Origin of the sequence: Blautia sp. MSJ-9 (assembly GCF_018919065.1) — a bacterium.
Classification (GTDB): domain Bacteria; phylum Bacillota; class Clostridia; order Lachnospirales; family Lachnospiraceae; genus Blautia_A.
Map to the genome: position 1 here is coordinate 66,896 of NZ_JAHLQG010000034.1, position 12,702 is coordinate 79,597.

The window sequence follows — 12,702 nt, forward strand, 5'->3', positions numbered from 1 at the left end:
CATTCCCAGTAACGCGCTTTGCTATAGCGGAAAGCGGAATCATAGCGTATGAACGGTAACTTACTTGTCACTTACTGGACGATGAAGTTTCTCAATGACTGCATCTGTTATTTCCTTTGGTGCAAATTTACTCAGGTCACCGCCAAAATTAGCAATCTCTTTCAGTATTGTGGAACTTAAATATGCGTATTGAAGACTTGTGGTCAAAAATACAGTATCCACATCCGGCGCAAGTACCCTGTTTGTCTGTGCCATCTGAAGTTCATACTCAAAGTCTGTAACTGCACGAAGTCCACGTATGATTACCTGAGCGTGATTCTCTCTGGCAAAGTTCACTGACAATCCCTCAAATGGTTTTACCTCAACATTAGGGACATCCTGAACCGCCTTTTCTAATATATTAACACGTTCTTCTACAGAAAACAACGGACTTTTTGAAGAATTGTGTAAAACACCTACGATTACCTTATCAAAAGATACTGCCGCTCTGCGGATCACATCAAGATGACCATAAGTCGCCGGATCAAAACTGCCTGGATATACTGCTATTTTCATGTATTTCTTACTCTCTCTTTCCTCTGGCACATGTGCATGAAAATACGATCATCATCTGTATATAAATCTACATCTTTCTGAACGGCCGAAAATAAATGGCATTCAGTCAAATGGCATTTTTACAGATAACAATCTTCATACACGTTCTAAAAATACGTGCTTGTTAGTTTTATACTCTTTTGAACGAAGCTGCCTGTAACCGAGAGATTCCACATAGCTGAAATCCGTCTGAAGATCTGCTTCTACAATAATAAGTGTATTCTTGTCAACAACAGTACTATCTTTAAGATACTCCAGTACCTGACGTTCCAGTTCATTATTATACGGTGGATCCATGAAGATAATGTCAAAGACACCCTTTCCCTCAAGAGAACGGAGTGCCTGCAGCACGTCCATGTTCAGCAGTTTACCATCTTCTGCAAGTTTTGTAAATGCAAGATTTTCTCTGATACATGCTGCTGCTTTCGGATTCTTTTCTACAAATACTGCATAGGAAGCTCCTCTGCTTAATGCCTCGATACCAATTCCGCCGCTTCCTGCAAAAAGATCAAGGAAACGACACTCCAGAAGTTCTGGCTGGAGTATATTGAACAGAGTTTCTTTAATTCTGTCTGTGGTAGGTCTTGTATCCGTTCCCGGAATCGTTTTTAAGTTAAGTCTTCTGGCTTTTCCTGCGATTACTCTCATTTAAGGTTCAGTCTCCAATCCAGGTCTCCTCTTGCGAGTCCTAAAATAAGAAGTTCTGCAGTGGCAATGTTTGTCGCTACAGGAATATTGTACTGGTCACATCTTCTCACAATGCTTGTGATATCCGGTTCTTTTGGATCGATCATGACTGGATTGTAGAACAGAATGACCATATCAAGATCCTGTCGCTCTACCATCTCCATAAACTGCTTGTCTCCACCAATGCTGCCGGCAAGGAATTTATGCACATGAAGGCTTGTCGCTTCTTCAATTCTTCGTCCTGTTGTACCAGTTGCGTAGACCTCATGTTTAGCGAGTATATTCTTGTAAGCGATGCAGAAATCTTCTATCAGTACTTTTTTGCTGTTATGTGCGATTATACCTAAGTTCATAGTTTCTCCTCTCCGATTCTGTTACTGTGTACGGAGTGAACAGTAACCCGATTCTCCCGTTTATTTTGCGAATTCTTTCCATTCTTCACAATTCTAACTGTAATTATAACAAAGTACTAAATAAAACGCAATTAAAACTTGAAAAACATACACAATTCATAATTCGTTCTAAATTGCCCGCGACAATGAAATTTAAGCAACATTCTATCTGGTTGTTCCCCAAAAGATTAATGCCAGCATTCCAGGGCCTGTATGAGCTCCGATCACAGGACCGATATCTGCAATGTGTACTTCTGCATCAGGATATTTAGAAAGAACTGTTTCCTTCAGCTCTAATGCGGTTTCTATACTGTCTCCATGTCCGATCACTACCAGTTTTCCAAGCTCTGGCATCCATCCCTGTTCCATCTTTGACATCTGCAATTTAAATGCTTTCTTTCGTCCTCTTGGTTTATCCATAACTTTCAGAGTTCCATCCTCAGCTACATGTAGCAGCGGTTTGATATTCAGAACAGTTCCGATTGCTGCAGATGCTGCAGAAATACGTCCTCCATGGCGCAGATGATCCAGCATATCTACCGTGAACCAATGACAAACCTGCAGTCTGTGCTCTTCTGTCCATTTCTGCAGTTCTTCCATGGACATTCCTTCTTTCTGCATACGCAGTGCTTCACGGACAATAAATCCCTCTCCCACAGAAGCGCATAAAGTATCTACACAGATGATCTTTCTCTCCGGATATTTCTCTTTCAAGTCTGCAATGGTCATATTAGCAGTGTTATATGTACCGGATAATCCGGATGTGAAACATAAATAAAAGATATCCTGTCCAGCTTTTAACACTGGTTCGAAATGATCGTAATAAGACTGGGGATTAATCTGAGAAGTAGAGGCAAATTTTCCAGCTCTCTGCATCTCATAAAACTGTTTTACTGTAAGATTTCCTCCCGGTCCAAACAGGAAATGTTCTCCTCCAACCTCAACCTGCATCGGAATGATCTCCAGTTTTGGATAACCCTGCAGCATTTCTTCACTGATATCTGCTGTTGCATCTGTAAAAATTTGATATTCCATAAACTTTTTAAGTTCCTTTCGTGTTTAATTATCCGCTTCTCTACTTGTCCATAACCGAATAACTGGTCTGTTCCGCAGTTTATTACTTTTCGCAATTGAAGCAGCGGACCTGCTTGATTCAATTAAACTCAGTATATCATAAGAATCAATATTTCGGGATGTTTTTTTAATTTCTGGCATTCCAGTATTTCGTGGTCGTTCCCTGATGAGTACTGCTATTAACGTAGGAAACTGCATAATTTGTCTTAAGACCAGATACTATATTGTAAACCACATCCTCTTCTTTAACAGAGTTATATACTGGTTCATAGTTCACAAGTCCTGGTCTGGAAGCTATTGTATCATCGGAATATCTGCTGACAATAATCTTCATGAACGCATCGGAATTTGTTATAGTATTTCCTTTAACGATCACATTGCTGATTCCTCTTGCATCTATGGCAAGTGCAGAGTCATCAGATGCACTGATATTGGAAAATATGTTATTAAGAATGTAGGAATCCTCCCAGTTCTGAGCCCTTATAGCAAAAAGTTTGCATGTGCTGAAACTATTGTTTTCTATTCGGATGTTTTTGTGAGGATGTCCCGGAGTGTACATATGCGTTCCTACTCCCGCGGTAAGATTTTTAAATACGTTATCATGGATATATATGGTATCGTTTGCTGTCTTATCCATGCCACTTCCTTCCCAGGTAAACCCTCCGGTTGCAGCATCTGGAACATCCAGATTGATTGCTTCTTTTTTGCCTGAGGAGGTAGAATCCCGGAATGTGCAGTTGCGAATTTCTACATTATAGGAAGCGTCCATTTCAATGAAATGCGATGAAGTATCAGACATATGGGCAAAAGTGATTCCTTCTATCAGGATGTTTTTGGTGTGTCCCATAAGGATAGCAGCATTTCCACCATATTCCTTGTCAAAAATAACTGTTCCTTTTCCAATTAGCTTAATATCATGCACTCCATTATATCCGTAAAATTTTTTTCCTGTGTGCAGATCGTTATAACTACAAAGAGTAAAAAGTGCTGATTTGTCCATTCTTTTTATTGTAGCTCCATCCTCAAATACAATTGTAGTGTTAGATGGAATGTACAGGCAGTATAGTAGATTATAGGTACCTTTCTTTAAATGCAGTTCCCCACCTCCTACATTGGCAAAGTATTCCAGATAAGAACGAAGAACATAATATGAACGGGTCTGTTCTGTAAATCCGGATGAGCCGACATACTTGTTCTGGTATGGATTTGACTTTGGAGAAACTGTAAATACTTTGGTTTCTGCTGTAGTTTTTTTCATAACAATCTTAACGGAGGAGGAATATTTTCCGTAAACTTTTTTACCTGAAGATTTCTTATATGCTCTTACACGAAAATAGTAAGTTTCTCCCAGCTCCAGTTCCTTGACAGTAAGGCTCTGTACTTTTCCTGTGGTTTTGATTTTTTTATATTTTTGCAAACCTGTTTTCTGATATATTTCGTATCCATTGACTGATACCTGAGCATTCCAGGTGAGCTTTATTTTTTCTTCGGACAACTGCTTAGCTTTGATCCCCGTTACCTTTCCAGGCGCTGCCGCACTGGCAGGAACCGCATATATGCATAAGATGAGCAAAAATATTATAGGTGTAATAAGCAATTTTTTCGTTTTCATTTGGTTTCTCCTCGTAATTTCTATCTTAAAAGAACTCTATAACCATTTCATCAGATAATATAAATGTTATCACGTTTTTAGACTAATTTTCAAGTTAAATTATATTGATAAAGTCTAAAACTGGCCGAATAGTTACTGTTCACTCCGTGCCCAGTAACACGCTTCGCGATGCACAGAATTTATGCTAATCGCATAAATTCGCGCGGTATGTCTCGGGTTTTCTGTGACCTTCGCTCACAAAAAACACCTTGCGGGATATTACCTGTGAACAGTAACGCCGAATATCATAATAAATTTCATTTTTCCATGCTCTTCCTTTTCATGTGAAAACTTCCAGTGTATTATTTTTATGTTTTCATATACTAGCATTGTAACACCGAAGCAAATATAAAAGAGCAAACAACAACCAAGGAGGAAATTGATATGTCAAACACAAAATCTTCTAACCAGGCAGCTGTACCGGAAGCAAAGGGTGCTTTAGACCGTTTCAAGTTCGAGGTTGCAAATGAATTAGGTGTGCCGCTTACAGATGGATACAACGGTAACCTGACTTCCAAGCAGAACGGATCTGTTGGCGGATATATGGTCAAAAAGATGATTGAAGCTCAGGAAAGACAGATGTCCAGTGGTTCCGGCTCTCAGAGTGGTCAGCAGTACTAATCTAATCACCAACGGAAAGCAATATAGCAAAAATAGATTCATCCATCTAACTGCTATCATAAACTTTCTGAAATGAAATAATGCCGCTTTATTACTGTATCATATATTATATCAAGCCAGAAAACATCAGATATAAAATATCTTTTGTTTCCAGCCTTTATATATTATGATATCAGAAATAAAGCGGCATTATTATATATTCAACGGATATTCGCAATCCGTTTCACTGCCAAATTCCGTTAAAATTAAGATTCTTTTTTCTCCAACAACAGTTTGATTTTAGATACAAATAAATCAAATGCAATATCGTTCTTGCCACTGTTGATCACAATATCTGCTTTGGAACGTGTCGGTTCTACATATAGATAATGCATTGGTTTTACAGTTGTCAGATACTGTTTAATAATTCCGTTGAGGTCTCGTCCACGTTCTTCTACATCACGGGAAATTCTGCGCAGGATTCGTTCATCTGCGTCTGCTTCCACATAGACTTTGATATCCAGAAGATCTCGCACTCTCGGGTCTGCCAGAAGCAGGATTCCCTCTACAAGGATGACCGGTTTCGGGTCAATGCGGATTACTTCGCTGGAACGGTTATGCTGTGTGTAATCGTATACCGGGCATTCGATAGACTTTCCCTCTTTTAACTGCTTCAGATGCTCTACCAGAAGTTCTGTTTCCAGTGAATCTGGATGGTCATAATTGACAGTTACTCTCTGTTCAAAAGGAACTCCATCCTGTCTGCGATAGTAATTGTCATGATAAAGGACAACCACGTCATCCCCAAAATATTCTTTGATTCTGTTTGTAAAAGTAGATTTACCAGAGCCGGAACCTCCGGCAACTCCGATCACAATACTTCCCATCTTTTCTTTATCCTCCATTAACTGCGTATTCTTACAGATTTCAATCTTCACCTTTGTTTTATTTGTAATTCAGTCCGAACTCCTCCGGCATAAAGCGCGGGCAAATGTTCTCTGAAGTACAGATTACGGTAGAAGAAAGACGAGTTCCGATTCCGCAGGATTCTTTCAGAGTTTTTCCATAGGTAAGTCCTGCGCAGGCCCCTGCAAAGAAGGCATCTCCTGCACCTGTTGTATCAACTACATCTACTTTCATTGCAGGATAAACACCACATTCTCCATCCTGAGATGCATAAACTGCACCCTGTCCGCCCATTGTCACGATCATACGTGGGATACGCGCAGATTTCACACGTTCTGCCAGAATCTTTGCCATCTCTTCCGGCTCAGTCTGACTGTAATCCTCAGAAAAGAGAATTCCCGCTTCCTGTTCATTACATACAAAACAGGAAGTTCTCTTCAGAAAATCCCTGCGTTCTACTGCGATACTCATGTTGGATACCATTGCATATACCTTCTTATTATACTTCTCAGCGTATGCAAATGTCTTTTTCACAATCTCTCTGTCTGTATCAATTTCAATTGCAATACTGTCCGCATCTTTAAAAATCTCGTCCCCGCATTTATCCAGAATATACTCTACCGGTGTATGATCCGGTCTCTTAGAAACAGATGCAACCACATCTCCATTGTTATCAAAAATTGCCAGCCAGGTTCCCATTCCGTTTGGCACTTTGCGCATAAATCTGGTGTCAACTTTGTGGCGGTCCAGCTTGCGGATAACCTCCTCTCCCATTGCATCGTCATCTACAAGGCCGATAAAAGTTGGTTTTAATTCCAGATTTGCAATATCCTCTGCAACATTTCTGCCTACACCGCCATGAATCTGTGCGATAGTTCCTACATTTCTTCCCTGAGGAATATAAGATGCTATCGAATAGCCCTTTATATCAATAAATACATCTCCGATTACAACAATTCCCATACTTTGAACTTACTCCTTTGTCTTTTATTCTTTTTCATGTGTTTGAAGACCACTTTTCACGCTCTTATTCTGGTCATTATTGTTATGTTAGCATAAAATGCATTGTCCGTAAAGTTTCTAATTTTTTCGAATTTCTTCTGATTCAAACACTATTTTTCAACTCCAAAATAGTCTGTTTTCCATAACAAAAAAATCCCCTGCATGCATTTCTTTGTCTCATCCAGCATACAGGAGAAATTCGGTCAAATAAACATTCCACAGATAAAACGGGCGATCAGTGCTGCCAGCCACGCAATCACACATTGCCACAGAACCACACCTGCTGCCCATCTGCTGCCAAGTTCGCGTTTCACAGAGGCAATCGCTGCCACGCATGGGGTATAAAGCAGACTGAACACAAGCAATGATGCAGCTGCCAGCGGAGTCAGCACAGAAGCAATATTTCCTCCAAAAAGTACTTCCAGAGTTGATACCACACTTTCTTTAGCCATAAATCCACTGATAAGAGCAGTACAGATCCGCCAGTCTCCCAGGCCAAGTGGTTTGAACAACGGTACCAGAATTCCCGATATAACTGCAAGGATACTGTCTGAAGAATCCTTCACAAGATTGAGATGCAGATCAAAACTCTGAAGGAACCAGACTACCATTGTCGCAAGCAAAATTACAGAAAATGCTCTCTGCAGAAAGTCTTTTGCTTTTTCCCAGAGTAACTGCGCCACATTCTTTGCCCCAGGCAGCCGATAATTTGGAAGTTCCATGACAAACGGTACCGGTTCCCCTTTAAAAAGGGTACCATTGTACAGGAGTGCTGCCAGGATTCCCACCAGAATACCTAACAGATATAATCCTGTCATAATAAATCCACCCTTTTTAGGGAAGAATGCATTTACAAAAAAGGAATAGATCGGAAGCTTTGCCGTACAGCTCATAAACGGAGTAAGCAGGATCGTCATCTTTCTGTCCCTCTCGCTTGTAAGAGTACGTGTTGCCATAACCGCCGGAACTGTACATCCAAATCCAATCAGCATTGGCACAATGCTTCGTCCGGACAGGCCAATCTTTCGCAGCAGCTTATCCATCACAAATGCCACACGGGCAATGTAACCACTATCCTCCATAAGAGACAGGAAAAAGAACAATGTCACAATGACCGGTAAAAAGCTCAGCACGCTTCCCACACCTGTAAAAATACCGTCAATTACAAGACTGTGCATCGCACTGTTAACATTGGCAGCCGTCAGTGCCGCATCAGTCAATGCTGAAATCTTATCAATTCCTACTTCCAGAACTCCCTGCAGCCACGCACCGATTACATTGAAAGTCAGGTAAAAAACAAGCGCCATAATTCCTATGAAACAGGGAATTGCTGTATATTTTCCCGTAAGGATTCTGTCAATTTTCTCACTTCTGATTCTCTCTCTGCTTTCTTTTGGCTTCACAACTGTATGCTCACATAACCGCTCAATAAAGTCAAAACGCATATCTGCGATTGCGGCACTTCTGTCCAGCTGGCGTTCTGTTTCCATCTGCTGTACAATATGCTCCAGCATCTCTGTTTCATTGGTATCCAGCTTCAGCTGTTCCAGAATCAATGGATCTCCCTCAATTGCCTTCGTCGCTGCAAACCTGGCCGGAATGTCTGCCTGCGCCGCATGATCCTCAATCAGATGCATCACTGCGTGAATACAACGGTGGACTGCACCATCATGGTCGTTCTTGTCACAGAAATCCTGTCGCAGTGGATGTTCCTGATATTTCGCTATATGTAATGCATGATCAACCAGTTCATCCACGCCCTCATTCTTTGCTGCTGAAATCGGGATCACCGGAACTCCCAGTAATGCCTCCATCATATTTACATCTATGGAACCCTGATTTCCCAGCACTTCATCCATCATATTCAGCGCAACTACCATCGGTATGTCCATTTCCAGAAGCTGCATGGTCAGATACAAATTTCGCTCTATATTGGTTGCATCTACAATATTAATAATCGCACGGGGTTTTTCATCCAGAACAAAATTTCTGGAAACGATTTCCTCACTGCTATACGGTGACATAGAGTAAATTCCGGGAAGATCCGTGATTTCTGTCTCCGGATGCCCTTTGATCATTCCTGTCTTACGGTCTACGGTTACACCCGGAAAATTTCCCACATGCTGGTTTGAACCTGTCAGCTTATTAAACAGTGTTGTTTTTCCGCAATTCTGATTTCCTACCAATGCATAGGTCAGAGTTGAGCCTTCCGGTACCGGATGTTCATCTTTTTTTGAATGATATTTGCCATCTTCCCCCAGTCCCGGGTGATCCGTTTCTCTCAGAAGCTCTATTCTTTCGTGATTTCTGCTTCTTCTGGGAATTTGTTCAATTTCTATCTGTTCTGCTTCTGCAAGTCTCAGTGTCAGTTCATATCCATGTATCTGCAGCTCCACAGGGTCACCCATGGGTGCAAATTTCACAACAGTTACCTCTGCTCCCGGAATCATCCCCATATCCAGAAAATGCTGGCGCAGAGCACCTTTTCCGCCAACAGACCGGATCACTGCACTTTTTCCGATTTCCAAATCTTTTAATGTCATTGTTGTTCGCTCATCCTTTGTATTTTCTTTACTTATCTCCGAGAAATATTGATTATTTTTCTCAATAAATTATATCCATTGAAGATAGCTTATCTTAACTGATAATTTTTGTCAAGTAAAGAGTATTTCTGAGCAAACATTGTTTTTGTAGTCAAGCGAATAAAATCATCCTCTTCACTACTTTCCCACCATCGGACAACTGATTCACAGTTTAACAAAAAAGAAACCCAGACCATTTTCATCTGAGTTTCTCTATGTATTAAATATTAAAGTCCGATGACACCTGTTACGTCACCATTGATTACATAATATGCTTTATATTCTTCTGGTTTGATATAGATCTTGACATCTTTAAGATCTTTCTCTTTCTTACCCATCTCTTCTGTCCAGATTTTCTTAACATGCTCTAAGACGTCTTTTGCATATACTTCTTTGCCCATGAACTGAACATATACTTCGGCAGCTACTTCTTTTTTAGCGGTTCTTCTTGTAGTTGTCTTCTTCTCTGCTGCTTTTTCTGCCGGTTTCTCAGCGGCCTTTTCTGCTGCTTTCTTTGTAGTTCTTCTTGTAGTTGTTTTCTTTGCAGCTGTTTTTGCTGTTTTCGCAGTTTCTTTCTTTGCTGTTTCTTTTACAGCAGGTTCTTTTGCGGCTTTAGCTGTTTCCTTTACTGCTTTTGTTTCTTCTTTTACTGTTTCTTTAACTGCTGGTTCTTTTTTTGTAGTTTCTTTCTTTACTGCTTCTTTTTTTATGGTCTCTTTTTTGTCAGCTTCTTTGTTTACAGATACTTCTGCAGCAGTTGTCTTTGCAGGAGCCTCTTTTACTTTGGTTGTCTTCGCAGTGGATGTAGTGAGATCTGCTGTAGGTGTTTTTGTTGCCATATGATAGCCTCCTTACAAGGTATAAGTATTCTTTTACGGAAATAGAATACTACGAATCTGCCGCTTTTGCAACGTTTTTTGCCCTTATATAGAAAAAATAACCACACCCGGGACAATTCTGTCTCATTTCCGGGCTGCCTGTTTTGTGCAATATTACATATAAACGGGAAATTATGCGAATCATTTCTGACATGCTTCATCTACAAATCTTCATCAATGCCAGACGAAACAGAAAACAAATGATTTCACTGCAACTGGATACATGCACCTGAAAAATTTATTCAGATTTATAATCCCAGATTCTGCAGATCTTCTTTCATATACTCTGAAAGTTTTCTCTGCAGTTCCTGATTCTGAGGAAGACTTAAATCCTCATCCAGCGAAAGAATATCTGCCGCAGTCTCACTGGCAGCTTTCAGAATATCTGCATCCTGATAAATATCCCCCAGTTTAAATTCCAGCAGTCCGCTCTGTCGAATTCCAAACAAGTCTCCAGGTCCGCGAAGCTTCAGATCCTCTCCTGCAATATAGAATCCATCGTTAGATTTTCGCAGGATTTCCAGTCGCTTAGATGTTTCTTTCGCATCACTTCCCTGCATAAAAATACAGTACGACTGATATTCACCACGTCCCACCCGTCCGCGAAGCTGGTGCAGCTGCGCCAGACCGAATCGCTCTGCATTCTCCACCATCATCATCGTTGCATTCGGTACGTTCACTCCTACCTCCACAACTGTGGTTGATACAAGAATCTGAATTTCGCCTGCTGCAAATGCCTCCATAATCGCATTCTTCTCTTTTGCTTTCATTTTTCCATGAAGCGCTGCTACTTTTATTTCCGGTGGAAAGACATTGCGCAATTTCATTGTATAATCCAGCACATTCTCGCCATCCATTCCTTCACTTTCCTCTACCATCGGACAGATTACATAAACCTGTCGCCCCTGACTGATCTGTTTTGCCATAAAGGAATATGCCTTTGATCTGTAAGAAGTATCCACTACACAATTCTTAATGGGAAGTCTTTGTGCCGGAAGCTCATCAATTACTGAAATATCCAGATCACCATAGATGATAATAGCAAGAGTTCTCGGAATCGGGGTTGCACTCATTACCAGCACATTCGGGGGATTTCCCATCGTAGTCAGTGCTTCTCTCTGCTTTACTCCGAAACGATGCTGTTCATCTGTAATAACCAGACCAAGGTTATTATACTGCACCTTCTCCTGAATCAGTGCATGCGTTCCGATCACCAGATTTGCTTCTTTAGACGCAATCAATGCATATTTCTCTCTTTTTTCCTTCGCAGTATCCGAACCAGTCAGCAGAATCGGATGGCAAAAATCAATCTGCTGTTCCTGCAGAAGCTTCTCCATTGCCTGAAAATGCTGTCTGGCAAGAACCTCTGTAGGCGCCATTAATACCGCCTGATACCCATTCTCCGCAGTCATGATCATTGCCAGAAATGCCAGGATCGTCTTGCCGCTTCCTACATCTCCCTGTATCAATCTTGACATCAAAGCCTGGCCACTCAGATCACGCTCAATCTCATGCCAGACATTTAGCTGTGCTTTTGTCAGGTCGTAAGGCAGATTCTCGATAATCTGCTCCGTCGTCCACACCGGATGCATCGGAAACGCATTCGGTGCCTCTTCCGTTTTCTCCTTCAGCATCTGCACAGCAAGAATAAACAGAAGGAACTCATCAAACACCAGACGTCTTCTGGCAGATAATAGCTCCTGCATATTCTTCGGAAAATGAATCGCCGGAAGTGCAAAATTTCGGTCTGCCAAATGATACTTCTCCTTATATTCATCCGCCAGATACTCCGCCTGTAAATTCTGTTCATTCAATACCTGATGGATCAGCTTCACGATTGTCTTATTGGAAAGTCCCGATGTCAGTCCGTAAATTGGCTGAAGACTGTGCAGAATCTCCTCATAAGCTGCAGGAGTAAAAATTTCCGGATGTTCCATCTGAAGCTTTCCCTGTTTTCTGGCAATACGTCCCCGCAGAATAAATCTGCTTCCTTTCCTGATGGTAGAACGCAGATATGGTGCATTAAACCATGTAACAGCAATCTTTCCCGTAAGATCTGCTGCGGTGGTAGTAATCACCTGCAGATTCCGTACCTGATTCACATACACACCTATGATGATCGTCGCAGAAATTGCCACAATAGCCCCCTCCTCCAGCGACTGAATCTCAACAGGCTCCTCATACGCATCATAATTGCGCGGATAATAACTCAGAAGAGATTCTATATCCGTAACTCCTATTTTCGCAAATAACTTTTCCGTTTTTTCCCCCACGCCCTTCAAGGTACGCAAAGATGTTGACATATACTACCGATTCCTTTCTATAATCCCTTTCTA

The 12,702-nt window shown here is 41.1% G+C and carries 11 protein-coding genes; 1 reads left to right on the plus strand and 10 read right to left on the minus strand.

Going from position 1 to position 12,702, the window contains the following annotated elements; all coding sequences use genetic code 11:
* Nucleotides 1-60: 60 nt before the first annotated feature.
* The 5 genes from coaD to KQI87_RS09405 all read right to left on the minus strand — a co-directional run bounded on the left by coaD (nt 61) and on the right by KQI87_RS09405 (nt 4,359).
* Nucleotides 61-555: a pantetheine-phosphate adenylyltransferase gene (coaD, locus tag KQI87_RS09385; protein ID WP_216459914.1), complete on the minus strand. Its 495-nt coding sequence runs from the start codon at nt 553-555 to the stop codon at nt 61-63.
* Between the two features lie 135 nt (nt 556-690).
* Nucleotides 691-1,242 (minus strand): 16S rRNA (guanine(966)-N(2))-methyltransferase RsmD, encoded by a 552-nt coding sequence (gene rsmD, locus KQI87_RS09390; protein WP_216459915.1) that lies wholly within the window; start codon nt 1,240-1,242, stop codon nt 691-693.
* The gene (locus KQI87_RS09395; RefSeq protein WP_008702973.1) at nt 1,239-1,634 is read right to left on the minus strand and encodes a methylglyoxal synthase; all 396 of its coding nucleotides are present in this window, start codon (nt 1,632-1,634) and stop codon (nt 1,239-1,241) included. The genes rsmD and KQI87_RS09395 overlap by 4 nt, the downstream gene beginning before the upstream one ends.
* Nucleotides 1,635-1,838: 204 nt before the next feature.
* Complete coding sequence (locus KQI87_RS09400) at nt 1,839-2,708, minus strand: DegV family protein (RefSeq protein ID WP_216459916.1); 870 nt, start codon at nt 2,706-2,708, stop codon at nt 1,839-1,841.
* 166 nt (nt 2,709-2,874) lie between these two features.
* The gene (locus KQI87_RS09405; protein ID WP_216459917.1) at nt 2,875-4,359 is read right to left on the minus strand and encodes a fibronectin type III domain-containing protein; all 1,485 of its coding nucleotides are present in this window, start codon (nt 4,357-4,359) and stop codon (nt 2,875-2,877) included.
* 423 nt (nt 4,360-4,782) lie between these two features.
* Here KQI87_RS09405 and KQI87_RS09410 point away from each other — a divergent pair, with 423 nt between their 5' ends.
* Nucleotides 4,783-5,019, plus strand: a complete 237-nt coding sequence (locus tag KQI87_RS09410; protein WP_216459918.1) for an alpha/beta-type small acid-soluble spore protein — start codon at nt 4,783-4,785, stop codon at nt 5,017-5,019.
* 245 nt (nt 5,020-5,264) lie between these two features.
* Here KQI87_RS09410 and udk read toward each other — a convergent pair whose 3' ends face one another.
* The 5 genes from udk to recG all read right to left on the minus strand — a co-directional run bounded on the left by udk (nt 5,265) and on the right by recG (nt 12,669).
* Nucleotides 5,265-5,885: a uridine kinase gene (gene udk, locus KQI87_RS09415; RefSeq protein ID WP_216459919.1), complete on the minus strand. Its 621-nt coding sequence runs from the start codon at nt 5,883-5,885 to the stop codon at nt 5,265-5,267.
* Nucleotides 5,886-5,943: 58 nt separating this feature from the next.
* The gene (locus KQI87_RS09420) at nt 5,944-6,867 is read right to left on the minus strand and encodes a carbohydrate kinase family protein (protein WP_216459920.1); all 924 of its coding nucleotides are present in this window, start codon (nt 6,865-6,867) and stop codon (nt 5,944-5,946) included.
* Between the two features lie 242 nt (nt 6,868-7,109).
* Nucleotides 7,110-9,449 (minus strand): ferrous iron transport protein B, encoded by a 2,340-nt coding sequence (feoB, locus tag KQI87_RS09425; RefSeq protein WP_216459921.1) that lies wholly within the window; start codon nt 9,447-9,449, stop codon nt 7,110-7,112.
* 266 nt (nt 9,450-9,715) lie between these two features.
* Complete coding sequence (locus KQI87_RS09430) at nt 9,716-10,327, minus strand: DUF6465 family protein (RefSeq protein ID WP_216459922.1); 612 nt, start codon at nt 10,325-10,327, stop codon at nt 9,716-9,718.
* Nucleotides 10,328-10,614: 287 nt separating this feature from the next.
* The gene (recG, locus tag KQI87_RS09435; protein ID WP_216459923.1) at nt 10,615-12,669 is read right to left on the minus strand and encodes an ATP-dependent DNA helicase RecG; all 2,055 of its coding nucleotides are present in this window, start codon (nt 12,667-12,669) and stop codon (nt 10,615-10,617) included.
* Nucleotides 12,670-12,702: the final 33 nt, after the last annotated feature.

Coding starts and splice junctions, on each gene's coding strand:
- KQI87_RS09400 (WP_216459916.1), bottom strand. CDS start 2,708: ATGGAATATCAAATTTTTACAGATGCAACAGCAGATATCAGTGAAGAA.
- KQI87_RS09395 (WP_008702973.1), bottom strand. CDS start 1,634: ATGAACTTAGGTATAATCGCACATAACAGCAAAAAAGTACTGATAGAA.
- KQI87_RS09420 (WP_216459920.1), bottom strand. CDS start 6,867: ATGGGAATTGTTGTAATCGGAGATGTATTTATTGATATAAAGGGCTAT.
- KQI87_RS09430 (WP_216459922.1), bottom strand. CDS start 10,327: ATGGCAACAAAAACACCTACAGCAGATCTCACTACATCCACTGCGAAG.
- udk (WP_216459919.1), bottom strand. CDS start 5,885: ATGGGAAGTATTGTGATCGGAGTTGCCGGAGGTTCCGGCTCTGGTAAA.
- KQI87_RS09410 (WP_216459918.1), top strand. CDS start 4,783: ATGTCAAACACAAAATCTTCTAACCAGGCAGCTGTACCGGAAGCAAAG.
- recG (WP_216459923.1), bottom strand. CDS start 12,669: ATGTCAACATCTTTGCGTACCTTGAAGGGCGTGGGGGAAAAAACGGAA.
- coaD (WP_216459914.1), bottom strand. CDS start 555: ATGAAAATAGCAGTATATCCAGGCAGTTTTGATCCGGCGACTTATGGT.
- KQI87_RS09405 (WP_216459917.1), bottom strand. CDS start 4,359: ATGAAAACGAAAAAATTGCTTATTACACCTATAATATTTTTGCTCATC.
- rsmD (WP_216459915.1), bottom strand. CDS start 1,242: ATGAGAGTAATCGCAGGAAAAGCCAGAAGACTTAACTTAAAAACGATT.
- feoB (WP_216459921.1), bottom strand. CDS start 9,449: ATGACATTAAAAGATTTGGAAATCGGAAAAAGTGCAGTGATCCGGTCT.